A 23,814-nucleotide genomic window follows, 5' to 3' on the forward strand; every position below is an offset into this window, starting at 1 on the left:
CCGACTGGGTGGTAGAGGCCGGCGCAGGCGCGGCGGGGTCCGCCCCGGTCAGCCGGGTGGTGTTTACTTCCCGCCATGCCGGCTCCAGCATCCGCGCTCCTGGTGGTACCGACCGTCGGATACCTGCTCCTGCTGTACGCGCTCCGACCGGATCCGGGCACCACCATCGGCCCCCGTCGGCTGGCCGCCGTCCGGGCCGCGCTGGCCACCGGTGGGTACGCGGTGCTCGCCGTCGAGCTGCTCGGCGCGATCGAGGCGCTCGCGCTGCCGGCGATCTCGCTCGCCTGGCTGGTCTTCCTGCTCGCCGCGCTCGCCCTGGCCGGCTGGCGACGGGGGCGTGACCGGCGGCGGCGGATGCCCCGGGGGCAGGCGACGTACCAGCCGTCCGACCGGCAGCCGGCACGATCGCGGGCACGGGCGATGGCACGCGCGGCGTCCGCCTCGGCGGGCGCCACCTGGCGTACGGCGAGCCGGGGCGAACGGCTGCTGGCCGGTACGGTCACCGGCCTGCTCCTGATCGATCTGCTCGTCGCGATCCTGGCCGAGCCGAACAACTTCGATTCGCAGACGTACCACCTGCCGAAGATCGAGCACTGGGTGGCCCAGGGCTCGCTGGAGTTCTGGCCCACCGCGATCCACCGGCAGGTCACCATTCCGCCCGGTGCCGAATACCTGCTGCTGCACCTGCGCCTGTTCACCGGCGGCGACGGGCTCTACAACCTGGTCCAGTGGCTCGCCGGGGTGGCCTGCCTGTTGCTCGCCGCCCGGATCACGAAGCAGCTCGGTGGTGGCCGGCGGGCCCAGTTGCTCACCGCGTTCCTGGTCGGCACCACCCCGATGGTGCTGCTCCAGGCCACCAGCACCCAGACCGACCTGGTCACCGCGGCCTGGGTGGGCTGCCTGGCGACCCTCGTCCTGGACGGGCTGGCCCGGCGCGCCGACGCCGGCTCGGTGCTCGCGCTCGGTACGGCGACCGGGCTGGTCGCGATCACCAAGACCAGCGGACTGCTCGGCGCCGGCCCGCTGCTCGTCCTCTGGGGCCTGGCGCAACTCCGCCTGGCTGTAAGGAAGGGCCCCTTGTTAACGCATAGCGTTAACAAGGGGCCCTTCCTTACAGCGGTGGGGCGGACCGGGCTCGGGTCGGTGGTCGTTCTGCTGGTCGCGGCCGTCGTGACCGGACCGTTCCTGTTCCGGGTGACGGCCGAGTTCGGCAACCCGCTGGGGCCGCCCCGGCTGCGCGAGTCCATCCCGATGCAGCGGCACGACCCCGGATCGATCCTGGTAAACGCGCTACGGATCGGGCAGACCGCACTGGACACGCCGCTCAGCGCGCTGCGGGACACCTCGGCCGGGGCGGTCGGCAGCGCACCGGCCGACGCGGTGGTGGGGGTGGCCGGGCTGGTCGGGGTGGATCCGCAGGACCGGGCCACCACGTTCGGCCAGACCCGCTTCCCGGTCCAGTCCTGGTATCCGGACGAGGACCGGGTCGCCTTCCCGATCGCCGGGGCGCTGGCCCTGCTCGGTGTGCTGTTCGCCCTGTTCCGGCCGCGCCTGCTCGGTCCGGCGCAGCCGGGTCCGGCTCGGGCGTACGCGGCCACGGTGGCGGTGACCCTGCTGCTGCACGCCAGCATGATCAAGTGGCAGCCCTGGGGGAACCGGTTGCTGCTCTACGCGCTGGTGATGGCCGTACCGCTGGCCGGGCTCTGGCTGGACTCGATGTTCCGGCGACGCGCCGCAGCAGCCGGAACTGAAGCCGGGGCCGGGGACGGGGCCGGGGACGGGGCCAGGGCCGGGGACAGCGACGAGGACGGGGCCGGGGCCGGGGCCGAGATCAAAGGCGGGGCCGACGCCGGAGCGCGGGGCGGGAGCGGAGCGCGGGGCGGAGGGCGCCGGGTCGCGGTCGTCGTGGCAGTGGCCCTGCTCGCCGGCTCCGCGCTGGCCGGAACGCTCGCCGTCTCGTACGGCTTCCCGCGTCGGCTGGTCGGCGCCGGCTCGGTCTTCACCACCTCGGACTGGGACACCCGGTTCCTGCGCCGCCCGACCTGGGCGGCCGAGTTCCGCTGGGCCGCCGAGCGGGTACGCGACAGCGACGCGCGACGGGTCGGCCTGGTGCAGCAGAACGACAACTGGGAATACCCCTGGTGGCTGCTCCTACGCGACGGCGACAGCGACGGCGACGGCGACGGCAACGGCAACGGCAACGGGAAGGGCGACGGGACCGGGGACCGCGCGGACGGCCGGCGGGAGATCGTGGCGCTCCAGTCAGTGCTGCCCGATCGTCCCCCGGCGGACCCGGCCAGCGTGGACGCGATCGTCTGCACCGGGAACCAGACCGTCTGCACCCGGCTGGTGCCGGCCGGCTGGCAGGTCGAGTTCCGGGGTTACGTCGGCGTCGCGCTACCGCCCGCCGCACGCTGAGCGGTCGACCCGTCGGGGGACCGGCGTGGTGAGTCCGATTCAGGCTGAGTGCCGACCCCGCCGGAGACCGGGAGACCGGGACGCCGGGAGACCGGGACGCCGGGAGACCGGGACATCGGGTCAGGCTCAGACGGCGACGACTGGACGCAACGACGGTCGGCGGGCTTCCTTCGGGCTGGCCGCGACCCGTGCTCCGGGTACGCCGGCGCCCTGGAACACCTGGTCGAGCAGTACGCCGAGCTGCGTCACCGGCTGGCGTCGACCGGCTCTGATCAGGTAACGCTCGCGGACGCCGTCGACGGCGGTCGCCGCGAACTCGACGGCCGGCAGTTTGGGGTCCGGTGCCCAGGTGACGTTGTTGAGGTGCCGGAGTTCGGTGTTGAGGTGCAGGCTCAGCCGCTGCAACAGGCGGCTCTGCTGGGTGACCACCAGCCGGTGGCTGGTGAGCAGGATCAGGTAGCCACCGGGGACCGGGGCGTCCGGCCGGGTGCAGCGGGTGACCAGCACGGTTGCATCGTCGGCGGCGACACAGCGGCGGAAGATCGGCAGGTGTCGGCTCAGGACCGGTGCGGCCAGCCCCGCCTCCGCCGCGGCCGGCAGGAACGTTCGGAAGAAGAGGTCCATGCGGTGCTCAACGAAGCGTCAGCGCGATCTGACTCGGCGTACGTATGGATGAATATGAAATTACAGAAGTTCCATGGCGGCAAGTCCACACTCGCCTGACCGGGATCGACTAGAGCAGTTCCACGATGGTGGCGTTCGCCATCCCACCGCCCTCACACATCGTCTGCAGGCCGTACCGGATGCCGTTGTCCCGCATGTGGTGCAGCATCGTGGTCATGATCCGGGCGCCGGAGCCACCGAGCGGATGCCCGAGCGCGATCGCGCCACCGCGCGGGTTGAGCCGCTCCGGATCGGCCTCGGTCTCGGCGAGCCAGGCCAGCGGCACCGGCGCGAACGCCTCGTTGACCTCGTAGACGCCAATTTCCTCGATGCCCAGCCCGGCCCGACGCAACGCCTTTGCCGTGGCCGGGATCGGTCCGGTCAGCATCGTCACCGGGTCGTCGGCGGCGACGACCGCGGTGTGGATCCGGGCCAGCGGGCGCAGCCCGTGCTCACGGGCCCACTCCGAACTGGTCACGGCCAGGGCGGCGGCACCGTCGGAGATCTGGGACGCCGAGCCGGCGGTGACCACCCCGTCGGCCCGGAACGGGGTGGCGAGTTCGGCCAGCCGCGCCAGGCTGGTGTCCCGGCGGATGCCCTCGTCGGCGCTGACCTTGCCACCGTCGGCCACCGGCACCGCCGTGATCTCCGCGTCGAACGCGCCGGAGTCCTGGGCTGCCGCCGCCTTTTCGTGGCTGGCCAGGGCGAACTCGTCGAGCCGCGGCCGGGACAGGCCCCACCGCTCGGCCATCAACTCGGCACCGACGCCCTGGCTGAACGGCACCGGCTCGTCGGCGGCGAAGCCACGCACCCCGCGATACCGGGCCCGCACCTGGTCGCCGTAGGGCAGCCCGTCCCGGCCCGGACCGGCGGGCGGCGCCTGGACATCACTGCCGGTCGGCACCTGGACGCTGCTACCCATCGGCACCCGGGTCATCGACTCGACCCCACCGGCCACCACCAGTTCCGCCTGGCCGGCGATGACCGAGGCGGCGGCGAAGTGCAGCGCCTGCTGGCTCGACCCACACTGTCGGTCGAGCGTGGTGCCGGGCACCGACTCCGGCCAGCCCGCCCCGAGTACGGCGTTGCGGCCCACGTTCCACGCCTGCTCACCGACCTGGGAGACGCAGCCCCAGATGACGTCGTCGACATCCTCCGGGTCGAGGCCGGTCCGTTCGGCCAGGGACCGCAACACGTACGCGGAGAGGTCGACCGGGTGCACGGTGGCCAACCCACCCCGGCGTCGACCGACCGGGGTACGTACCGCTCCGACGATGACCGCGTCTCTCATCCGAACTCCCCGGTAACTTAGCCTCCCTGCGATCGTACGCGGGCAGCGTCCGTACCCCGAGCGAGCGGGCTGGCATCCTGGATCGATGAACCCCGACCAGAGCGCACAGCCGGATCAGAGCGAGGACCCGTCCCGCTGGCGGGTGCGGCCGGCGCTGCCCGTACTCAAGCTCACCGGGGCGGTGCTCCTGGTCGCACTGGGCCTGCTGCTCGGTGCTGGGGATCCGGTGCCGATCGGCGCGACCGTGCTGGCCGCCGCCGTACTGCTCGGCTGGGCGGTCCGCGACCTGGTGGCGCCGGTACGGCTCACGGTCGACCCGACCGGGGTGACCGTGGTCCGAGGTTTTGCCGGCCGTCGACACCTCGACTGGGGCCGGATCGAGCGGATCGTGGTGGACGACCGGCCGCGACTCGGTCTGCGTACCCGGACCCTGGAACTCGACGCGGGTGACTCGCTGCACTTCTTCAGCCGGCACGACCTGGACGCCGAGCCGGGCGAGGTGGCGGAGATCCTGCGGGCGGCGAAGTTCCGCTCCGGCATCCACCACGCCGACCGCCCGGATCAGCGGTAGCGCGGAGCTCACCCCGACCAGCGGTAACGCGGAGGCCCCCGACCAGCGGGAGCGGCGGGCGCGCCTCCCACCGCTGCCGGACGGGTCAGCCGACCAGCAGCAGGGCGGTCCGCACCAGGGTCAGCCCGACCAGGGCGGCCACCAGCACGGCGCTGCCCGCGGCCTGGAAGACCGACCGGCGCATCCGGGGTGCGTAGGCGAGCACCAGCGCCATCAGCGCGCCGAACACCAGCCCGCCGAGGTGGCCGGCGATGGAGATGCCCGGCACGGCGAAGGTGAAGACCAGGTTGACCACGAGGACCGGCACCACCGCGGAGGTGTCCCGGCCCAGTCGCCGCATGATGATGAAGAGCGCGGCGAAGAGCCCGAAGATCGCGGTCGAGGCGCCGACGGTCTGCGCGTTGGGCGCGGAGAAGAGGTACGCGGCCACGTTGCCGCCGAGGCCGGCGACCAGGTAAAGGGCGAGGAAGCGCAGTGGCCCGAGAGTCGCCTCCAGGGTCCGGCCGAGCATCCAGAGCGCCCACATGTTCAGCAGCAGGTGCACGATGCCGTAGTGCAGGAACATGGCGGTGAAGAGCCGGTAGTACTCCCCGGCGGCCACCCCGTGCACGGGACCGAAGTTGACGTACGGCGCGTAGCCGAGGACCGAGCCCCACCGGGTGAGCGGGGTGCCACCACCCAACAGACCGCCGAGGCCGGAACCACCGGCCAGTGAGTCGCCGCCACCGGCCAGCGCCACCGAGATCAGCATCACCAGCACGTTGATGCCGATCAGGGTCCGGGTTACGTAACCGGCACGGCCGGCGGCACCGCCGCCGAAGGCGGTACGCGCCGGCCGGACACTGCGGCGGCCCTCCGCGACACACTCGGGGCACTGGTGCCCGACCGACGCCTCGCGCATGCAGTCCGGGCAGATCGGCCGGTCACACCGGGTGCACCGGACCCAGGTCTCCCGACCGGGGTGGCGGTAGCAGACCGGCGTGGTCGGGGGCGACTCGCTCACGCGGTCACCTCACTGCGCTCCGTCGACACCCGCCACCTCGCTGCACTCAGGGCGCTTGCACTCATGCAGCAAAAGGGTACCTCGGAGGGTGATCAGGCGCCGATGCGCTCGATCTGGACCCGCTCGATCACCACGTCCTGGCGCGGCCGGTCGGCCGGGTCGGTCGGGGTGTTCGCGATCGAGTCGACGACCTTGACCGAGTCCTCGTCCGCCACCTGGCCGAAGATGGTGTGCCGGTTGTTCAGGTGCGGGGTCGGGCCGACGGTGATGAAGAACTGCGAGCCGTTGGTGCCCGGCCCGGCGTTCGCCATGGCCAGCAGGTACGGCCGGTCGAAGCGCAGCTCGGGGTGGAACTCGTCACCGAAGTTGTAGCCCGGGCCGCCCCGGCCGGTGCCGGTCGGGTCACCCATCTGGACCATGAAGCCGCTGATCACGCGGTGCGAGATGGTGCCGTCGTAGTACGGGCCGCTTCCCGGTTGTCCGGTGCGCGGGTCGGTGTACGCCTTCGTGCCCTCGGCGAGCTCGACGAAGTTGGCCACCGTCTTCGGCGCGTGGTTCGGGAAAAGTTCGAGCCGGATCGGACCGGCGTTGGTGTGCAGGGTGGCGTAAATGGCCTCGGCCATCGGGTACTCCTCGATCGTCGTGGACCCGCCGGCCGGAGGGACGCAGGCCGGCAGGCACGGGTCAGTTTCCATGCGGATCCTCCCATGTGCCCGTTCCGGCCGTGCGGAGGCACCCAAAGGTGCAGGATGGCGAGGTAACAACACCCGAGGAGGTGGGGACCGGTGTTTGGTTTCGGGCGCCGCAGGTCACACGGCCAACTCGTCCGCGTCGAGCTGGGCGAGAGCTTCGGTCACTTCAGGCAGGCCGCCGGACACGCCGCGGAGGGCGTCGGCGCCCGGGTCGGCCCACGGGTACGGGCGGCCAGGGAACACCTCTCGCCCACCGCCGCCAGGGTCGCGCAGACGGCCTCCCACGGTTGGGAGGTGACCAGGACAGCGGTCGTGCCACTCGCGATCGCGGCCGTGGCCAACGCCCGCCAGACGGGCACCACCTCCGGTCAAAAAGGGTTCAAGAGCGTAACGGGGTCGAAGAAGATGAAGTTGGTCATGCCAAAGAACAAGCGGAAGTCGACCAGGGGTCGTCGACGCTGGTCGATCCTGACCGGGGTGCTCGCGGCGGGCGCGGTGGCCGGAGCCATCGGCGCGGTGGCGATGCGCCGCCGGCAGCAGGAGCCGTGGGAGGCGTACGAGCCAGCCCGGTCGACGGAGATCGCACGCGAGGACGGCCGGGCCGGCAACCGGATCGCCGATACGTCCACCGGCACCGGCCCGACCGCTGGCGGGCCGGCGGCGAGCGCCTCGAAGCCGAAGCCGGTCACCATCGAGAAGGTGCGGGACCGGGCGGCCACCGCCGGCGAGAAGGTCGCCAGCACCACCGGGGCGGTCGCCGACAACGCCAAGTCGACCGCGAAGGCCGCGGCGAAGCAGGACGGACTGCTCGGCACCGGGAGCACCTCGGCGGGGAACAGCCGAGGCTAGGCCCAGCCGCAGGTCAGAGCCAGCCGCAGGTCAGAGCCAGCCGTTGCGCCGGAACCAGCGGTACAGCAGCAGCGAGAAGCCCACCATCACGGCGAGCACCCCCGGGTAGCCGTACCGCCACTGGGTCTCCGGCATGAAGGTGAAGTTCATGCCGTAGATGCCGGCGATGGCGGTCCAGACGGCGGCGATACCGGCCCAGGCCGCGATCTTGCGCATGTCGTTGTTCTGGTCGACGGTCACCTGTGCCAGCCGCGCCTGGAGGATCGAGTTGAGCAGGTCGTCGTAGGAGTTGACCTGCTCGACCGTACGGGTCAGGTGGTCCTGGACGTCCCGGAAGTAGCGCCGGATCTCCTTGGGCACGTCCCGGTTGACGTTTCCCGTCAAGGTCATCAGCGGGCGTTGCAGCGGCACCACGGCGCGCTTGAACTCGACCAGCTCACGCTTCATCTGGTAGATCCGCTGGATCCGGCCGTGCGCCTTGAGCGAGAACACCTGGGCCTCCAGCGTGTCCAGGTCGGCCTCGACCTGGTCGGCCACCTCCAGGTAGAGGTCGACCACCCGGTCGGTGACCGCGTACGCCACCGCCCACGGCCCCTGCTCCAGCAGCTCCTTCTTGCCCTCCAGATCGGCCCGGACGGCGGAGAGCCGGCAGGCGTCGCCGTGCCGCACGCTGACCACGAACCGGGGGCCGATGAAGAGCATCACCTGACCGGTCTCGACCACCTCGGAGGTCTCGGTCAGCTCGCCGTGCTCGACGTAGCGGGCGGTACGCAGCACCAGGAAGCTGACGTCGCCGAAGCGCTCCAGTTTCGGCCGCTGTTCAGCCTTGACCGCGTCCTCGACCGCCAGCTCGTGCAGCCCGTACGTCTCGGCGATGCCGGCCATCTCGGCCTCGCCCGGCTCGTGCAGGCCGAGCCAGACAAACGCGTCCGACCCGCTGTCACCGGCGTGCTCCTCGGCGGCGGCGAGGGCGGAGGCGAAGTCCCAGTCGCCGGGCTGGCGCACCCCGCCGACGTAGAGCCCGCAGTCGACCACCCCGGTCCGGGGCGCGCCCGCCGGTACTGTCGCCGGGTGACCGGGCTCGGCGTTGAGCATCCGGCCCATCGCCCGTACCGGTGCGATCCAGGAGCGGGGCCGGACCCGGGCCCGCCCGTCATTACCCGCCCGGTCCTGATCGAGTCGCTCTGCCATGGTGGCCCGCCCCCCTCCGTCGTGTCGGTTCGCGGCTTTGCAGATTACGCCGCGAGCCGCCCCGTGCCGACCTGGCCAGAGAGTTCGGCGCCGGGTGGACCGACCGCGTCGGGGGGTAGAGTGCGGTCGGCCCACCCGGCGCCTTTGGGGGCGGGGGGCTATGCATTTGGAGGCCGTCGCGATGACCAGGCCGGACCGGCAAAGAGCTTGTCTGGCCGATAGCCGGGTCGGAAACGCGACAGGCGCTCGCAGCATTGTGAGCCGTTTGCCGGTCCGACGGGAGCCCCGGACCGGCAACGACGACCTTTTGTCGGATATCTGACAGTTTTGCGCTGAGTTAGGGACTGCCCGCTCGGTGCGGACCGCTCACTCCTGGCCGCGTACGGCGTCGACCGCCTCGGCGAGCCGGCGTACGCCCTCGCCGATCTGGTCGACCGTGACCGCCGAGTAGGCCAGCCGCAGCGCGTGGCGCCCGCCCTCGATCAGGAAGTCGCTGCCCTTGACCACCGCGACACCACGCTCGGCGGCGGCCGGCGCCAACCGGTCGACCAGCACGTCCGGCGGCAGCTCGATCCAGAGGAAGTAGCCACCGTCCGGCTCGTAGAAGCGCACCCCCGGGATCCGCTCGCGCAGCGCCTCGGCCAGCACCTGGGACCGCTCGCGCAGCGCCGTGCTGACCGTCGCGATCGAGCGGTCGATGTCGCCGGAGACGCAGAACTGGTAGACCGTCGCCTGTGCGAACATGCCGGGCGAGATGTACAGGTTGGTCGCCTTCTTGGCGATCTCGGCGATCAGGGCGGCCGGACCGACCAGGTAACCGACCCGGACGCCGGGGCAGACCGTCTTGGTGAAGCTCGACGCGTGCACCACCACGCCGTGCTCGTCGAGGGAGAGCATCGAGGGAAGCTGCTCGCCCCGGAACCGGATGTCCGCGTACGGGTCGTCCTCGAAGATCGTGAAGCCGTACTCGGCCGCGAGGGCGAGCAGCGCCCGCCGCTTCTCCAGCGAGAGGGTCACCCCGGCCGGGTTCTGGTAGTTCGGGATGATGTGCGCGAGCTTCGGGCGTATCCCCGACTCCAGCAGCTTGCCGAGTTCCTCGGTGTCGACGCCGTCCGGGTGGATGGTCACCGAGTGCAGGTCGCTGCCCTGCTGTTGCAGGTTGAGCAGAGTCCGGTCGTAGGTCGGCCGCTCCACCACCACCGCGTCGCCGGGCTGGACCAGGTGCTCGAAGAGGAACGCGTCGGCCTGCAACGAACCGTTGGTGACCAGCACCTGGTCCACCGCCACGCCGTGCTTCTTGGCGATCCACTCCCGCAACGGGGGGTAACCCAGCGACGTACCGTAGGCGGTGACGCCGGCCGGGTCCGCGTCCAGCGCGCGTACGGCCGCGGCCTTCAGCCCTTCGATATCGATGATGTCCAGCGACGGCGCGCCACGGGCAAAGGAGATCAGCTGCTCGGCAGTCATGACTACCCAGCGTACGGGTGACCCCGCCCGCCACGGCGGCGGCACGACGATGTCCGAATCCTGGAAGGCAAGGCGTCAACGGGTTCGGAACCCACGTCCGGAGCAGGGCAGGACGGTCGGCGCGGCACACGTCCGGGCCGGGGCGCCCGGGTGCTCCGCGAGGCGGCCGGCGTACCCGGAAAGGCCCTGTTCAGGACGGACATCCGGTGGTTAGTCTCGACCCGTGCCCACCGCCCCCCTCAGGTGTGCCGGAGCGCTGATCGTCGACGACGACGGTCGGATCTTCTTCCAGCGCCGGTCCCCGCAACGCAAGCTCTTCCCCGACACCTGGGACATCGTGGGTGGCCACGTCGAACCGGGCGAGGGGATCGAGGACGCGTTGTACCGGGAGGTGACCGAGGAGACCGGCTGGACGGTCTCGATCGTGCTCGGGCTGGTCGGCGAGTACACCTACACCCCGGCCGACGGGCTGACCCGGGTGGAGACCGACTTCCTGGTCCGGGTCGACGGTGAGCTGGCCCGGCCCCGGCTCGAAGCGGGCAAGCACACCGAGTTCCGCTGGCTGGGCGAGCACGAGGTCGGGGTGCTGGACGAGCACCGGGACGTCAACGACGGGCTGATCCGGCGGATCGCCGAGGACGGCTTCGCCGTACTGCGCGCGATCGGTCTCTGACCCCGGACGGGTGCCCGCTGCGGCTGGAAACCGCCGTTCTGTCCCCCGGGGCTATCCTCCGTTCGGTAGTCATTGACTGGAGGAGGATCTCGCGATGATCGGTTTGGTGCTCGCCGCAGGGGCGGGGCGCAGGTTGCGCCCGTACACCGACACCCTGCCCAAGGCACTCATCCCGGTCGACGGCGGGACGACGATCCTCGACATCGCGTTGCACAACCTCGCCGAGGTCGGGCTGACCGAGGTGGTCGTCGTGGTCGGTTACCGGGCCATCGAGGTCGAGGACCGCAAGGCGGCGCTGGAGCGGCGACACGGGGTCACCCTCACCCTGGTGCACAACGACAAGGCCGAGGAGTGGAACAACGCGTACTCGCTCTGGCTGGCCCGGGAGCAGTTCGCCGAGGGCGCGCTCCTGGTCAACGGGGACACCGTGCACCCGGTCAGCGTGGAGCGGACCCTGCTGGCCCAGCGTGGTCCGGGCATCCTGCTCGCGATCGACGACGTCAAGAAGCTGGCCGACGAGGAGATGAAGACCATCTTCGACGCCGACGGCCGACTGACGAAGATCACCAAGCTGATGGACCCGGCGGACGCGTACGGGGAGTACATCGGCGCCACCCTGATCGAGCCCTCCGCCGCCCCGGCCCTGGCCGACGCGCTGGAGGCGACCTGGCGCCGGGACCCGAACCTCTACTACGAGGACGGCTACCAGGAGTACGCGAACCGGGGCGGCGAGGTGCGCGGCGCGGCCATCGGCGACCTGGACTGGGTGGAGGTCGACAACCTGGCCGACCTGACCCGGGCCCGGGAGATCACCAGTTGGCAGTGGGCGCCGCAGGACAGCACCCCGGCCCCGAGCTCGGACAGTTAGGGGAGACGCGTGCCCCTACTGGCCCGTACGGTCAACACCCCCCTGTTCATCGAGGTACGTCGCGGCGCGGTCGCGGACCTCGGACCGCTCCTCGCCGACCAGCGGATCTCCGCCGGGGGTGACGTGGCGGTGGTGGTCGGCCCGGGACAGGGCGAGCGGATCGTCGAGATGATCCGTCCCACCCTCGGCTCCGCCGACGTCTTCACCGTCAGCGGCGGCACCCTGGACGCCGCCCTCGAACTGGGCGACAAGCTCCGCGCCCGCTCGTACGACGCGGTCGTCGGCATCGGCGGCGGCAAGACCATAGACACCGCCAAGTACGCCGCCACCCGCTACGCCATCCCGATGGTGAGCGTCGCCACCAGCCTGGCCAACGACGGCATCGCCTCACCGGTCGCCTCGCTCGACCACGAGGGTGGGCGCGGCTCCTACGGGGTGCACATCCCGATCGCGATCGTGGTCGACCTCGACTTCGTGGAGAACGGGCCGGACCGGCAGACCCAGGCCGGCATCGGCGACGCGGTCAGCAACATCGGCGCGGTGGCGGACTGGGAACTGGCCCACCGGGTACGCGCCGAGCCGATCGACGGGCTCGCCGTGACGCTGGCGCGTACCGGGGCCGAGGCGCTGGTCAACCACCCCGGCACGCTCACCGACGACGGCTTCCTCACCACTCTCGCCGAGGCGCTGATCCTCGGCGGCATCTCGATGGCGGTCTGCGGGTCGAGCCGGCCGGCGAGCGGCGGCTGCCACGAGATCTCCCACGCCATCGACCTGCTCTACCCGGGCACCGGCTCGCACGGCGAGCAGGTCGGTCTCGGCGCCCTCTTCTGTGCCTTCCTGCGCGACGACCCGGAGCGCTTCGGCCAGCTCGTCCGGTGCCTGCACCGGCACGGGCTCTCCACCACCCCGGCCGCACTGGGCCTGACCGACGACCAGTTCGTCGCGGCGGTGGTGCACGCTCCGCGCACCCGGCCGGACCGCTACACCATCCTGGAACACCTCAACCTGACCCCGGAGGAGATCCGTGGCCGGCTGGCAGACTACGCCGATGCACTCCACGACCACCTCCGCTGAGCCGTCCCGACCGACCGCCGCCGACTTCTACCGGGTGAACCGGGGCGGCGGCCTGTTCAGCGAGGCGCTCAGCCAACGGCTGGGGGCCGCCTTCGCGCTGGCGGGGCACCGGCTCGGGTTGAGCCCGACCGCGCTGACCCTGGGCAACCTGGTGCTCGGGCTGGCCGCCTCGGTCGCCGTGGTGGCGCTCGCCGGGCCGGTCGCCGACGGAGACGTACCGGCCTGGGTGGTCGGGCTGGTCGCGCTCGTCGGCTGGCAGGTGGCGTACGCCCTGGACTGCGCCGACGGGCAGCTCGCGCGGGTGACCGGGCGGGGCAGCCCGGCCGGCGCCCGGGTGGACATCCTCGCCGACGTGGCGGCCCAGATCGCCCTGGTCACCGCGCTCGGGGCGACGGCGGTGGCGCAGCGGCCGAGCACCCCGGTCTGGCTCGTCGCGGTGTTCGCCGGCACCTGGATGGTCAACCTGGTCACCTCGGTGATGCAGGCCGGGCCGAACCACGCCAGCATGGTCACCTCGACCAGCCTCCCGGTCCGGGTGGCCAAGCTGATCCGCGACTACGGCGCGGTGATCTTCGTGGCGGCCCTGGTTCTCATCCTCGCGCCGGCCGCCACGATCTGGCTCATCACCGCCTTCACCGTGGTCAACGGCGGCTTCCTGCTGGCCAGCATCGCCTTCTCCGCCCGCGCCACCCTCCGCTGAGGGGTAAGGAAGGGCCCCTTGTTAACGCTATGCGTTAACAAGGGGCCCTTCCTTACCTGCGGGCGAGGGAGTGGTAGGTGGCCAGGAGTTGGCTGGTCACCACTTCGGGGCGGAAGGTCTGGTCGTAGCGGGCCCGGGCCAGCGGGGCCAGGATGGGGGCGGCGACACGGGCGGTGGGCAGGGCGGCGGCCAGGGCGACCGGGTCCGGCGGCACCACCCAGCCGGCGGCGCTGCCCGGGTGGTCCATGCCGACCAGGTACGGCACCCCGCCGAGCGCCGTACCGAGCACCGGTCGGCCCGCCGCCAGCGCCTCGATCACCACCGTCGGCAGCACGTCGTGCCAGGTGGGTACGGCAATCACAACGGCGGTCGAACGTACGGCTGCCCAGACCCCGGGTCGGTCCAGCGGTCCGAGGTACTCGACGTCGGAGCGCTCCCGGGCGGCCTGCTCGGCGAGCGGGCGCAACTCGCCGTCACCGGCGATCCGGAGCGGGCCGAGCGAGCCCTCCGGGTGCCGCCGCCAGGCGTCGAGCAGCAGGCCGAGCCCCTTCTCGGGCGAGAGCCGGCCGTAGAAGAGGAAGCCGTCGCCCAGCGGTGCCGGCTCACCGGGGTCGGGAATCGCGTTCGGCTTGATCACGATCCGATCGTCCGGAATGCCGTACTCGCGCAAATGGTCGGCGACGGCCGAGGTGAGCGCGACAAACCGGTCGACCGAGCGCCAGGTCGGCCGGTGTACGGCGAGCGTGGTCGCCATCAGCGCGCTCTGCGCCCGGGAGCCCCGGTAGCAGCGGTGCACGATCGCGGGCACCCCGAGCGCCCGTCCCCGGCAGTCGTGACAGATCCCGCCGTCCCGGAAATAGAGTCCGGAGGAACAGACCTGTCGGTAGTTGTGCACCGTCTGCACCACCGGCACGCCGTGCCGGTGCGCGGTCCGCACCACCCAGGGCGACAGCAACGGGTACGGATTGTGCAGATGCAGGACATCCGGCCGATGCGTCTCGATCAGCCGGCTCAGCTCCCGCTGGGCCTGCGGTGCGTAGATCGGCGAAACCGGCAGCAGCGCCTTCGCGCCTTTCGACATCGCCGGGATCTCGTCGGAGCTGCGCAGGAACGGCAGCACCTCGACCCCGGCGGCGGTGAGCTGGGAAATCTCCAGATCGACCATGGTGTTCTCGCCGGACGGCTGGGCTTCGCGGTACCGGTTGTGCGCAACGACCACCTTCACGCGAGTAGAGGCTACCGTTAGTGACGTGCCCGAACTGCCTGAGGTAGAGGCGCTCGGTGCCTACCTGCGTGAGCGCGCGGTCGGCCGCCGGGTGGAGCGGCTGGAGGTCGCCGCCATCAGCGCCCTGAAGACGTACGACCCGCCGCCGAGTGATGCCGTCGGTCGGCCGGTGACCGGTGCCGGTCGTCACGGCAAGTGGCTCGACGTCCGGTTCGACGGCGGCCTGCACCTGGTGGTGCACCTCGCCCGCGCCGGCTGGCTGCACTACCGGGAGGCGTTTCCCTCCACCCTCCCGCTCAAGCCCGGCAAGGGCCCGATCGCCGTACGGGTCCGCCTCGACGACAGCTCCGGCTTCGACCTGACCGAGGCGGGGACCCAGAAGAAGCTGGCGGCGTACCTGGTCGGTGATCCGGCCCAGGTGCCCGGGGTGGCCCGGCTCGGCCCGGACCCGCTCACCGCCGACCTGCCGCTGTTCAGCCAACGGCTGCGGTCCCGGCGTGGACAGGTCAAGGGTGTCCTCACCGATCAGGAGATCCTGGCCGGGATCGGCAACGCGTACTCGGACGAGATCCTGCACACGGCCCGTCTCTCCCCGTTCGCGATCACCGACCGGCTGGACGACGGCCAACTCTCCGCGCTGCACCTCGCGACCCGACAGGTGCTCGGCGACGCGGTGGCCCGGTCGGTGGGGCAGCGGGCCGCCGAGCTGAAGGGCGAGAAGCGGTCCGGCCTGCGGGTGCACGGCCGTACCGGACTTCCCTGTCCGGTCTGTGGCGACACTGTGCGTGAGGTCTCGTTCGCGGATTCGAGTCTGCAGTACTGTCCGAGTTGCCGGACCGGTGGCAAGCCCCTCGCCGATCGCCGACTATCCCGACTTGTGCGTTAGGTGACCAACAATTGGCTGTGGGTAGAAACCGCCCGGGTGGAGATGAAATCTCCTTCGGACAGATCTGGCGAGAGCGCCATCCATCGGTATAGTGACCCGGTCCGAGGCTCTTTTCGCGCAGAGCCGGGTCGCACTCACCTCACCTTGGTGAGGCGTATTGTCCCTCCGGTCGACGCCCCTACCGGGGCCAGCGTGGGAGACTGAGACGGTGGGCGACCCGAGCCCTTTCGGCGATTGGGCGGCACGTGTCACACGGGAGGACGTAGGTGAGGTGACGACAAGCCTCCAGCGCCCGGTAACTGGCACTGGCCGGAATGGCCCGGTACGACACGTCGACAGCTTCGAAATCCAGCTGCCGACGACACCGCCGACGAATGGCGTACCCCGTTCCGCCTGGGCCAAGGTCAGCCGGCGGGTCTCCCGGTGGCACCGCCCGTACACGTTGATCCTGCTCCTCCTGGACTTTGCCGCGGCGGCCCTGGGAAGTTGGATCTCAATCCAGCGGTTCGAGAAGGCCACCGCCGGCTTCAACGACGCGGACGTGGACGCCACCTGGTTCCACACGGTGACCTATCTGCTGCTGCCGCTCGGCTGGTTGCTGGTGCTCTGGGGCAACCGTGCCTATGACCGGCGTTATCTCGGCATCGGCACGGAAGAGTTCAAACGGGTCGTCCGGGCCGGCGTGGTCGTCGCGGCGAGCGTCTCGTTCCTCGCCTTCACCACCGTCACCAATTTGTCCCGCCTCTCCGTCGGCACCGCGTTGGTCGGCGCGCTGGTATTTATTCTGATCTTCCGGCTGCTGGCCCGTTCCGTGCTGCACACGATGCGTCGCCGCAGTGGCCACGCTGCGCACCGGATGGTGCTGGTCGGCACGCTGCCGGAAGCGCTCGAGGTCTACACCGCGGTCACCCGCAGCCCGAGCGCCGGCCTGATCCCGGTCGCCATTCACCTCACCGACGGTTACGCCGCCGCCCGGGGGATCGAGACGCCGGTGCCGCTCTACGCCGGACGCGACGTGCTGTCGCTGGTCCGCGAGGTGGGCGGCGACACCATCGCGGTCTGCGGCTCGGCGAGTTGGGAGCCGGGCGAACTGCGCCGGCTCGCCTGGCAACTGGAGGGCTCCGGCATCGACCTGGTGGTCGCCCCGCAGCTCACCGACATCGCCGGGCCCCGGGTGCACATCCGGCCGATCGAGGGCCTGCCGCTGCTGCACGTGGAGGAGCCCACGCTCTCCGGTCCGGCGTTGCTGGCCAAGAACCTGCTCGACCGGGCCGCGGCCGGACTCGGGCTGCTGGTGCTCTCCCCGCTCTTTGTCGCGATCGCGCTCGCGATCCGGATCTCCGATCCCGGCCCGGTCTTCTTCCGGCAACCCCGGGTCGGGCACGAGGGACGGACCTTCCGGGTCTGGAAGTTCCGCACCATGTACGTCGACGCCGAGGACCGCCTCGCCGGACTGGTCGACCAGAACGAGACCGACGGCATGCTCTTCAAGATCAAGGAGGACCCCCGGGTCTTCCCCGTCGGCCGGTTCCTGCGCGCCAGCTCGCTCGACGAGCTGCCTCAGTTGATCAACGTACTCAAGGGCGAGATGTCCCTGGTGGGTCCGCGTCCGCTCCCCGCCGACGACGGCGACTTCCTCGGCGACGTACGGCGCCGACTGCTGGTCCGTCCCGGTATGACCGGACTGTGGCAGGTCTCCGGTCGCTCGGACCTCTCCTGGGACGAAGCGGTCCGGCTGGACCTCTACTACGTCGACAACTGGTCGTTGGCGTACGACCTCAGCATCCTCTGGCGCACCATCGGGGTCGTACTGGCCCGCAAGGGCGCCTACTGAGCGCGGCTCGGCTTCGCCTCGTCGGGGGGCCGACCCGAGCAGTACCTTTCGGGTATGGATCGGCTTGAGACCCGGGAACTCGTCTACTTCGTCGCGGTCGCCGAGTGCCTGCACTTCGGTCGTGCGGCGGAGCGGCTGGGCATCGCCCAGCCGCCACTGTCGCGGGCGATCAGCAGGCTCGAACGCCGGATGGGGGTCCTGCTGTTCGAGCGGACCAGTCGACGGGTCGGCCTGACCAGGGCCGGTGAGGTGTTCCTGGCCGAGAGCCGCAGGGCGCTCGCCGCACTGGACGGCGCGGTGCGGCGTACCCAGCAGGCGGCCCGGCCGGAGCGGCTGGTCGTCGCCGCCCCGTCCGGTACCGGCGCGGGCCTGCTGGCCCAGGTGCTGGAGGCGTACCGGGAGGAACCCGGTTCGGTGCCGGTGGAGGTGCTGTTCACCACCGACGCCACGGCCGCCCTGCGCGACGGTACGGCCGACCTGGCGCTGATGTGCGGCAACGACGATCTCGACGGTCTGGACACCGTCGACCTCCTCGACGAGGCCCCGGTCGCGCTCCTCCCCGCCGGCCACCCACTCGCCGGACGCGACAGCCTGACCATCGGCGAAGTGCGCGGTACGGGCCGGTTCCGCGAGCAGTCCCCGCCGGTCGGGCTGGGCGAGTTGGTCGACCGGGTGGCGCTCGGGGAACTGGTGGTGGTGCTCGGGGAGAGCGCGACCGCTCGGCTCGGACCGAACGTCGTCGCCGTCCCGGTGGTCGACGCACCGGGCAACCGGCTCGTGCTGGCCTGGCCGCACGCCAGCACGATGGCCGGGCGCGACCGGTTCGTCCGCAGGGCGGCGGCGGTGGTGACGGGGACACCGGAGATCCGGCGGACGCTCGGGGTCGAGGCCGGTCGGGTACCCGTACCACGGCTACCGGGCGGACGCACCGGTCGTGGCCACGTCCGGTCGGCGGTCAGATCTGGTTGATGCCGCCGTCCACGAGCAGTTCGATGCCGGTGATGTAGCTGCTCTCGGCCGAGGCGAGGAAGAGGGCCGCCGCAGCCTGTTCGGCCGCCGTGGAGGTACGTCCGAGCGGCACCGGCGCGGCCACCATCGCCCGGAACTCCTCCGGGGTGAGACCTTCCGGCGTGGCGGCCACCAGGGCCGGCGTCTCGGTCGCGCCCGGTGCGATGGCGTTGACCCGGATGCCCCGGTGCCTCAGTTCGTTGGCCCAGGTCCGGGTCAACGAGCGGATCGCCGCCTTCGACGCGGCGTAGACGCCGACCCCGGCCGTGCCCCGGCCGGCCGTGGTGGAGGTGGCGAGGATGACCGACGCCTGGTCGTTCAGCAACGGCAGGGCCTTCTGCACGGTGAACAGCGAACTGCGTACGTTGATCCGGGTGCTCTCCTCGTAGTGCTCCTCGGTCACCTCCGCCAGCGGGCTGAAGGTGGTGCGACCCGCGTTCGCGAAGAGCACGTCGATCCGGCGCTCGTCGGCGGCGACCGTCGCGAAGAGGCGGTCGAGGTCGGCCAGGTTCGTGACGTCGCCCCGTACCCCGGTGGCGCGGTGCGCACCGATCTCCGTGACCGCCCGGTCCAGTTCCTCCTTGCCCCGTCCGATGAGATAGACGTACGCACCCTCCTCGGCGAACCGCTGGGCGGAGGCGAATCCGATCCCCTTGCTCGCTCCCGTCACCACCGCGACCTTGCCGTCGAGCTGACCCATTTTTTGATCTCCCACTGATTCGCGTTCCGGGACGCGGGCGTCGGCTGACTCACCCGCTTCCCAGCGCACCTCATGCGAGCTGCGCAAACAATGATCAATCCGTACGAATCAATACCCTGGGTGTATCGATCGGGGCGGTGGGCGCGGAACTCGGAGGCGGCCGGCGCCAGTAGGTTGTCCACGTGGGGCCGAACCTCTCTGCTGTGCTCGCGATCGTCGCGCTGGTGAGCGCGCTCGGCGCCGCCCTGTTCGCGGTGGTACGACTGCGTGCCCGGCGCGGTATCGCCACCGCGACCCAACTGGCCACGTACGACGTGCTGCACACTGCCGGGCTCGCGGCCGAGCCGCTGCGGGCCGGTCTGGGGCCGGCGAGCGCGGCGAAGGCGGTACGGCACCTGCGCGCCCTGGTCGGCGCCGCCGGTCTGGCGCTGGTGGACGACACCGAGGTACTGGCGATCGACGGTCGGGGCGGACACCACGGCGCCCAGTTCGTCACGGCGGCGGAACGGGCGATCGGAGCGAACCGGTCGACCGTGCTCGGCGAGTCCGAGTTGCAGTGCGACCGGGTCGACTGCCCGGTACGGGGGGCGGTGGTCGCGCCGCTGACCGGCTCGGACGGGAACGCCGTCGGGGTGCTGGTGGCGATCGCGGACGGCCAGCCGGCGCCGGGTCTGGTCCAGGCCACGTTGGAGACCGCGCACTGGGCGAGCGCCCAGCTCGCACTCGCCGAGCTCGACTCGTCCCGGGAACGGCTGGCCCGAGCGGAGGTACGCGCACTGCGGGCGCAGATCAGCCCGCACTTCATCTACAACGCGTTGACCGCGATCGGCTCGTTCGTCCGTACCGACCCGGAGCGTGCCCGGGAGCTGATCCTGGAGTTCGCCGAGTTCACCCGCTACTCGTTCCGGGCGCACGGCGAGTTCACCACGCTGGCCGAGGAGTTGCGCTCGATCGATCGTTACCTGACCATCGAGCGGGCCCGGTTCGGTGACCGGCTCCAGGTGCGGTTGCAGATCGCACCCGAGGTGCTGCCGGTCACCCTGCCGTTCCTCTGCCTGCAACCGCTGGTGGAGAACGCCGTACGGCACGGTCTGTCCCGTAAGCCGGGACTGGGGATGGTGAGCATCGAGGCCCGTGACGCCGGTGCCGAGTGCCACATCACGGTGGAGGACGACGGGGTCGGCATGGACCCGGCGGTGCTCGCCGCCGGGATCGCCGAGGCAGCACGGGACAGCTCGGACGACGCCGGACAGCACGTCGGGCTATCCAATGTGGATGAACGACTCCGGTCGGCGTTCGGGGACGGCTTCGGCCTGGTCGTCGAGACCGGGCTCGGATCGGGTACGAAGGTGAGCATGCGGGTGCCGAAGTTCCACCGGCACGTACGGGTGAGCACGTGACCGGGTTGGAGGGAGGAGGGGGTGTGAACGGCTTCCTGCGGGTGTTGGCGGTGGACGACGAGCCACCGGCGCTGGACGAACTCGCGTACCACCTGCGGGCCGACCCCCGGGTGGCCCGGCTGCACACCGCGAGCGACGCCACCGAGGCGCTGCGTGTGCTCCGGGACGCCGACGTGGACGTGGTCTTCCTCGACATCCGGATGCCCGGCCTGGACGGGATGGAGCTGGCCCGGGTGCTGCGCCGGTTCGCCCGCCCGCCCGCGATCGTCTTTGTCACCGCGTACGACGACGGCGCGGTGGACGCGTTCGACCTCGGGGTGACCGACTACGTACGCAAACCGGTGCGGGCCGAACGGCTGGCCGAGTCGCTGCGCCGGGTGATCGGTGCCCGGGTGGTGCCGACCCATCCCGCCGCGCTGGCCCGCGCCGAGGAGGACCCGACGATCCCGGTCGAGCTGGCCGGTACGACCCGGATGCTGCCCCGCTCGGCGGTGCGCTGGGTGGAGGCGCAGGGCGACTACGCCCGGCTCTACACCTCGGACGCGTCGCACCTGGTCCGGGTCCCGCTGGCCACCCTCGCCGAGCGCTGGGCGGACGCCGGATTCGTCCGGATCCACCGCTCGTACCTGGTGCAACTGCGCCTCATCGCCGAACTCCGGCTGGCAAACTCCGGGTACGTGGTGGTGGTCGACGGCACGGAGTTGCCGGTCAGCCGCCGGCACACCAGGGAGCTGAAGGACAAGCTGGTCCGCGCGGCAAAACAGGACTGGAACCGTTAGGACGGGTTTCCGTGGAGGTTGGCGGGCGGGTACGGATCGAGCCCTGGTCGGAGGGGGACCTCGACCTGCTGCGCCGGATCAACGTACCGGCGATGAAGGCGCACCTGGGCGGGACCGAGAGCGAGGAGAAGGTGCTCGCCCGGCACCGGCGCTACGTCGACATCGGCGGTACGGGAAGCGGGCAGATGTTCCGGATCGTCCTGCTGCCGGCGGCGGACGGTGGCCCCGCCGAGCCCGAGGCGGTCGGCAGCGTCGGCTACTGGACCCGGGTCTGGCAGGACGAGCCGGTGTACGAGATGGGCTGGAGCGTGCTGCCGGCGTACCAGGGCAGGGGTGTCGCCGCGGCGGCGGCCGGGGCTGCGGTCTCCCGCGCGCGGGCGGCGGGCGTCCATCCACACCTGCACGCCTTCCCGTCCGTGGTCAACGGCGCCTCGAACGCGATCTGCCGCAAGCTCGGCTTCCGCTTTGTCGCCGAAGTCGACTTCGAGTACCCGCCCGGCAGCATGATCCGCTCCAACGACTGGTGTCTGGAGCTGGCCCCGACCGGCTGACCCGCCGGCCCCACCTCGGGTGCCGAGAGTTATCCACAGGGGCGGCTCTTTCTCCACAGGTTATTCACAACCTGCCCCACCCCTCTCCATTCCGCGTCCCTAGAGTCGGAGGACATGAAGGAACGTCGGGTCCTGGTGGTCGAGGACGAGCGGACCATCGCCGAGTCGGTCGCGGCACGGCTGAGGGCCGAAGGCTTCGCCGTGGACCTCGCGGCTGACGGGCCGAGCGCGGTCGAGTCGGTCCGGCTGAACCCACCGGACCTGGTGGTGCTGGACGTGATGCTGCCGGGCTTCGACGGGCTGGAGGTCTGCCGACGGATCCAGGCGGACCGGCCGGTGCCCGTACTCATGCTGACCGCCCGCGACGACGAGACCGACCTGCTGGTCGGTCTGGCGGTCGGTGCCGACGACTACCTCACCAAGCCGTTCTCGCTGCGTGAACTGGCCGCCCGGGTGCACGCGCTGCTGCGCCGGGTGGACCGAGCGGCGAGCATCGGGCAGCAGATCCTCCGGTTCGGCGACCTGGAGATCAACCAGGCCGAGCGCCGGGTCCGCCGGGCCGGGATCGAGGCGCACCTCACCCCCACCGAGTTCGACCTGCTGGTCCACCTCGCCGGCCGACCCCGGACCGTGTTGCCCCGGGAGCGGCTGCTGACCGACGTCTGGGGGTGGGCCGACGGGTCCGGGACCCGGACGGTGGACAGTCACATCAAGGCCCTCCGCCGTAAGCTCGGCGCCGACCTGATCCGCACCGTGCACGGCGTCGGCTACGCGCTGGAGGTACAGCCATGAACGAGGCGATCTGGGCGTGGATCAACCGGGGACTGGACCTGCTGCCCCGCCCGCTGGACCCGGTCCGGTCGATCAAGGTCAAGCTCGGCATCCTGCTGGTCGCCTCCGGTGCGTCCGGACTGGCCTTCTTCTGGATCGGCATCGGCTGGATCCCGCCGTGGACCTCGGTGACCGCGATCTTCCTCGCCCTGCTCACCTCGCAGGTGCTCGCGCACGGCATGACCTCGCCGCTGCGCGAGATGACGGCGGCGGCGCGGGCGATGGCCCGGGGCGACTACACCCGTCGGGTCCGGTCCACCTCCCGGGACGAGGTCGGCGAGCTGGCGATCGCGTTCAACCAGATGGCGGCCGAGCTGGCCGAGGCGGACCGGCAGCGGCGCGAGCTGATCGCGAACGTCTCGCACGAGCTGCGTACGCCGATCACCGCGCTCCAGGGCGTACTGGAAAACATCGTGGACGGGATCGCCGAGCCGGAGCCGGCCACCCTGCGCACCGCCCTGGCCCAGACCGAACGTCTCGGCCACCTGGTCGCCGACCTGCTCGACCTCTCCCGGCTGGACGCCGGGGTGGTGCCGCTGCGCCGGGTCGACATCGACGTGGCGGACTTCCTGGACGAAGCGGTACGGCAGGCCGCCGTCAGCGCGAGCGGCGCCGGCCGGACGGTCGAGTTCCAGGTACGTCAACCGGCCGCGCCACTACACATCAAGGCCGACCCGTGGCGGCTGCACCAGGTCTTCGCGAACCTGCTCGACAACGCGGCCCGGCACAGTCCGGCGGGCGGCAATGTACTCGTGATCGCCGAACAGCGGGCCGATCGGCTCACCGTCGAGGTGACCGACGAGGGCGAGGGGATACCGGTGAGCGAGCGGTCCCGGGTCTTCGAGCGCTTCACCCGTGGCGAGCGGGCCGGTGACGGTGGCACCGGACTCGGCTTGGCGATCGCCCGCTGGGTGGTGGAGTTGCACGGCGGCAACATCACCGTCGCCGATCCGGCACCGACCGGCGGCGGCCGTCGGGCCACCGGTTGCCGGATCAGGGTCGACCTGCCACTCGGGCTGCCCAGGGTGGCGTTGGCGACGGCTGCCTGAGCCGACCAACAACGCTCCCGCCGCCCTCGGTCCGCCACCCGGCCAGCACCCGGCAGCGCTCGTCGTCACCTCGCAACGGCCGTCAGCG

23 protein-coding genes are annotated in these 23,814 nt (G+C 71.3%); 15 read left to right on the forward strand and 8 right to left on the reverse strand.

Going from position 1 to position 23,814, the window contains the following annotated elements; genetic code table 11:
- The first annotated feature begins 75 nt into the window (after nt 1-75).
- Nucleotides 76-2,418: a hypothetical protein gene (locus ACI2K4_RS19050; RefSeq protein ID WP_404513028.1), complete on the forward strand. Its 2,343-nt coding sequence runs from the start codon at nt 76-78 to the stop codon at nt 2,416-2,418.
- Between the two features lie 126 nt (nt 2,419-2,544).
- On the opposite strand, the gene ACI2K4_RS19055 is transcribed toward ACI2K4_RS19050, so the two are convergent.
- Both ACI2K4_RS19055 and ACI2K4_RS19060 read right to left on the reverse strand, forming a co-directional pair.
- On the reverse strand, nt 2,545-3,042 hold the full coding sequence (locus ACI2K4_RS19055) for a hypothetical protein (protein ID WP_404513029.1): 498 nt from the start codon (nt 3,040-3,042) through the stop codon (nt 2,545-2,547).
- A 109-nt stretch (nt 3,043-3,151) separates the two neighbouring features.
- Complete coding sequence (locus tag ACI2K4_RS19060; RefSeq protein ID WP_404513030.1) at nt 3,152-4,372, reverse strand: thiolase family protein; 1,221 nt, start codon at nt 4,370-4,372, stop codon at nt 3,152-3,154.
- Between the two features lie 85 nt (nt 4,373-4,457).
- On the opposite strand from ACI2K4_RS19060, the gene ACI2K4_RS19065 reads away from it, so the two are divergent.
- Nucleotides 4,458-4,943 carry a PH domain-containing protein gene (locus ACI2K4_RS19065; RefSeq protein ID WP_404513031.1) on the forward strand — a complete coding sequence of 162 codons (486 nt, stop codon included), beginning with the start codon at nt 4,458-4,460 and terminating at the stop codon, nt 4,941-4,943.
- 85 nt (nt 4,944-5,028) lie between these two features.
- On the opposite strand, the gene ACI2K4_RS19070 is transcribed toward ACI2K4_RS19065, so the two are convergent.
- Nucleotides 5,029-5,946 carry a rhomboid family intramembrane serine protease gene (locus ACI2K4_RS19070; protein ID WP_404513032.1) on the reverse strand — a complete coding sequence of 306 codons (918 nt, stop codon included), beginning with the start codon at nt 5,944-5,946 and terminating at the stop codon, nt 5,029-5,031.
- A 92-nt stretch (nt 5,947-6,038) separates the two neighbouring features.
- Nucleotides 6,039-6,569 carry a peptidylprolyl isomerase gene (locus ACI2K4_RS19075; RefSeq protein ID WP_404513033.1) on the reverse strand — a complete coding sequence of 177 codons (531 nt, stop codon included), beginning with the start codon at nt 6,567-6,569 and terminating at the stop codon, nt 6,039-6,041.
- A 162-nt stretch (nt 6,570-6,731) separates the two neighbouring features.
- On the opposite strand from ACI2K4_RS19075, the gene ACI2K4_RS19080 reads away from it, so the two are divergent.
- Entirely contained in the window at nt 6,732-7,487 is a 756-nt protein-coding gene (locus ACI2K4_RS19080; RefSeq protein ID WP_404513034.1) for a hypothetical protein, read from the forward strand.
- A 30-nt stretch (nt 7,488-7,517) separates the two neighbouring features.
- Here ACI2K4_RS19080 and corA read toward each other — a convergent pair whose 3' ends face one another.
- Both corA and ACI2K4_RS19090 read right to left on the reverse strand, forming a co-directional pair.
- Nucleotides 7,518-8,678, reverse strand: coding sequence for a magnesium/cobalt transporter CorA (gene corA / locus ACI2K4_RS19085; RefSeq protein ID WP_404513035.1), 1,161 nt, complete (start codon nt 8,676-8,678; stop codon nt 7,518-7,520).
- Between the two features lie 366 nt (nt 8,679-9,044).
- Complete coding sequence (locus ACI2K4_RS19090; RefSeq protein WP_404513036.1) at nt 9,045-10,145, reverse strand: PLP-dependent aminotransferase family protein; 1,101 nt, start codon at nt 10,143-10,145, stop codon at nt 9,045-9,047.
- Between the two features lie 223 nt (nt 10,146-10,368).
- Here ACI2K4_RS19090 and ACI2K4_RS19095 point away from each other — a divergent pair, with 223 nt between their 5' ends.
- From ACI2K4_RS19095 to ACI2K4_RS19110, 4 genes are all read left to right on the forward strand, one after another.
- Nucleotides 10,369-10,818 carry an NUDIX hydrolase gene (locus ACI2K4_RS19095; protein WP_404513037.1) on the forward strand — a complete coding sequence of 150 codons (450 nt, stop codon included), beginning with the start codon at nt 10,369-10,371 and terminating at the stop codon, nt 10,816-10,818.
- Nucleotides 10,819-10,912: 94 nt separating this feature from the next.
- Entirely contained in the window at nt 10,913-11,686 is a 774-nt protein-coding gene (locus ACI2K4_RS19100; RefSeq protein WP_404513038.1) for a sugar phosphate nucleotidyltransferase, read from the forward strand.
- A 9-nt stretch (nt 11,687-11,695) separates the two neighbouring features.
- The gene (locus ACI2K4_RS19105; RefSeq protein ID WP_404513039.1) at nt 11,696-12,763 is read left to right on the forward strand and encodes an iron-containing alcohol dehydrogenase family protein; all 1,068 of its coding nucleotides are present in this window, start codon (nt 11,696-11,698) and stop codon (nt 12,761-12,763) included.
- Nucleotides 12,738-13,463, forward strand: coding sequence for a CDP-alcohol phosphatidyltransferase family protein (locus ACI2K4_RS19110; RefSeq protein WP_404513040.1), 726 nt, complete (start codon nt 12,738-12,740; stop codon nt 13,461-13,463). Before ACI2K4_RS19105 ends, ACI2K4_RS19110 begins: the two co-directional genes overlap by 26 nt.
- A 52-nt stretch (nt 13,464-13,515) precedes the next feature.
- On the opposite strand, the gene ACI2K4_RS19115 is transcribed toward ACI2K4_RS19110, so the two are convergent.
- Nucleotides 13,516-14,688, reverse strand: coding sequence for a glycosyltransferase family 4 protein (locus ACI2K4_RS19115; protein WP_404513041.1), 1,173 nt, complete (start codon nt 14,686-14,688; stop codon nt 13,516-13,518).
- A gap of 25 nt (nt 14,689-14,713) precedes the next feature.
- Here ACI2K4_RS19115 and ACI2K4_RS19120 point away from each other — a divergent pair, with 25 nt between their 5' ends.
- The 3 genes from ACI2K4_RS19120 (at nt 14,714) to ACI2K4_RS19130 (ending at nt 18,377) form a co-directional block, all read left to right on the forward strand.
- Nucleotides 14,714-15,574: an Fpg/Nei family DNA glycosylase gene (locus ACI2K4_RS19120; RefSeq protein ID WP_404513042.1), complete on the forward strand. Its 861-nt coding sequence runs from the start codon at nt 14,714-14,716 to the stop codon at nt 15,572-15,574.
- Between the two features lie 271 nt (nt 15,575-15,845).
- Nucleotides 15,846-17,408 carry a sugar transferase gene (locus ACI2K4_RS19125; protein WP_404513043.1) on the forward strand — a complete coding sequence of 521 codons (1,563 nt, stop codon included), beginning with the start codon at nt 15,846-15,848 and terminating at the stop codon, nt 17,406-17,408.
- A 54-nt stretch (nt 17,409-17,462) separates the two neighbouring features.
- On the forward strand, nt 17,463-18,377 hold the full coding sequence (locus ACI2K4_RS19130; RefSeq protein ID WP_404513044.1) for a LysR family transcriptional regulator: 915 nt from the start codon (nt 17,463-17,465) through the stop codon (nt 18,375-18,377).
- Here the strand turns inward: ACI2K4_RS19130 and ACI2K4_RS19135 are convergent.
- On the reverse strand, nt 18,364-19,116 hold the full coding sequence (locus ACI2K4_RS19135; protein ID WP_404513045.1) for an SDR family NAD(P)-dependent oxidoreductase: 753 nt from the start codon (nt 19,114-19,116) through the stop codon (nt 18,364-18,366). The genes ACI2K4_RS19130 and ACI2K4_RS19135 overlap by 14 nt on opposite strands.
- Before the next feature lie 182 nt (nt 19,117-19,298).
- On the opposite strand from ACI2K4_RS19135, the gene ACI2K4_RS19140 reads away from it, so the two are divergent.
- The 5 genes from ACI2K4_RS19140 to ACI2K4_RS19160 all read left to right on the forward strand — a co-directional run bounded on the left by ACI2K4_RS19140 (nt 19,299) and on the right by ACI2K4_RS19160 (nt 23,726).
- Nucleotides 19,299-20,516, forward strand: coding sequence for a sensor histidine kinase (locus ACI2K4_RS19140; RefSeq protein WP_404513046.1), 1,218 nt, complete (start codon nt 19,299-19,301; stop codon nt 20,514-20,516).
- Nucleotides 20,517-20,539: 23 nt separating this feature from the next.
- Nucleotides 20,540-21,295, forward strand: coding sequence for a LytR/AlgR family response regulator transcription factor (locus tag ACI2K4_RS19145; protein WP_404513047.1), 756 nt, complete (start codon nt 20,540-20,542; stop codon nt 21,293-21,295).
- 11 nt (nt 21,296-21,306) lie between these two features.
- Nucleotides 21,307-21,846: a GNAT family N-acetyltransferase gene (locus tag ACI2K4_RS19150; RefSeq protein ID WP_404513048.1), complete on the forward strand. Its 540-nt coding sequence runs from the start codon at nt 21,307-21,309 to the stop codon at nt 21,844-21,846.
- 114 nt (nt 21,847-21,960) lie between these two features.
- The gene (locus ACI2K4_RS19155; RefSeq protein ID WP_404513049.1) at nt 21,961-22,638 is read left to right on the forward strand and encodes a response regulator transcription factor; all 678 of its coding nucleotides are present in this window, start codon (nt 21,961-21,963) and stop codon (nt 22,636-22,638) included.
- A complete protein-coding gene (locus ACI2K4_RS19160; protein ID WP_404513050.1) occupies nt 22,635-23,726 on the forward strand; it encodes an ATP-binding protein in 1,092 nt (363 codons plus the stop codon). Before ACI2K4_RS19155 ends, ACI2K4_RS19160 begins: the two co-directional genes overlap by 4 nt.
- The last annotated feature ends 88 nt before the right edge of the window (nt 23,727-23,814 follow it).

The sequence above is a fragment of the Micromonospora sp. NPDC050397 genome (assembly GCF_044901685.1).
Lineage (GTDB): Bacteria > Actinomycetota > Actinomycetes > Mycobacteriales > Micromonosporaceae > Micromonospora_G.

Excerpts from the sequence above, each read along its gene's own strand:
- ACI2K4_RS19155 (WP_404513049.1), top strand. The coding sequence starts at position 21,961 with ATGAAGGAACGTCGGGTCCTGGTGGTCGAGGACGAGCGGACCATCGCC.
- ACI2K4_RS19160 (WP_404513050.1), top strand. The coding sequence starts at position 22,635 with ATGAACGAGGCGATCTGGGCGTGGATCAACCGGGGACTGGACCTGCTG.
- ACI2K4_RS19090 (WP_404513036.1), bottom strand. The coding sequence starts at position 10,145 with ATGACTGCCGAGCAGCTGATCTCCTTTGCCCGTGGCGCGCCGTCGCTG.
- ACI2K4_RS19135 (WP_404513045.1), bottom strand. The coding sequence starts at position 19,116 with ATGGGTCAGCTCGACGGCAAGGTCGCGGTGGTGACGGGAGCGAGCAAG.
- ACI2K4_RS19065 (WP_404513031.1), top strand. The coding sequence starts at position 4,458 with ATGAACCCCGACCAGAGCGCACAGCCGGATCAGAGCGAGGACCCGTCC.
- ACI2K4_RS19055 (WP_404513029.1), bottom strand. The coding sequence starts at position 3,042 with ATGGACCTCTTCTTCCGAACGTTCCTGCCGGCCGCGGCGGAGGCGGGG.
- ACI2K4_RS19100 (WP_404513038.1), top strand. The coding sequence starts at position 10,913 with ATGATCGGTTTGGTGCTCGCCGCAGGGGCGGGGCGCAGGTTGCGCCCG.
- ACI2K4_RS19060 (WP_404513030.1), bottom strand. The coding sequence starts at position 4,372 with ATGAGAGACGCGGTCATCGTCGGAGCGGTACGTACCCCGGTCGGTCGA.
- ACI2K4_RS19110 (WP_404513040.1), top strand. The coding sequence starts at position 12,738 with ATGCACTCCACGACCACCTCCGCTGAGCCGTCCCGACCGACCGCCGCC.
- ACI2K4_RS19050 (WP_404513028.1), top strand. The coding sequence starts at position 76 with ATGCCGGCTCCAGCATCCGCGCTCCTGGTGGTACCGACCGTCGGATAC.
- ACI2K4_RS19075 (WP_404513033.1), bottom strand. The coding sequence starts at position 6,569 with ATGGCCGAGGCCATTTACGCCACCCTGCACACCAACGCCGGTCCGATC.
- corA (WP_404513035.1), bottom strand. The coding sequence starts at position 8,678 with ATGGCAGAGCGACTCGATCAGGACCGGGCGGGTAATGACGGGCGGGCC.
- ACI2K4_RS19130 (WP_404513044.1), top strand. The coding sequence starts at position 17,463 with ATGGATCGGCTTGAGACCCGGGAACTCGTCTACTTCGTCGCGGTCGCC.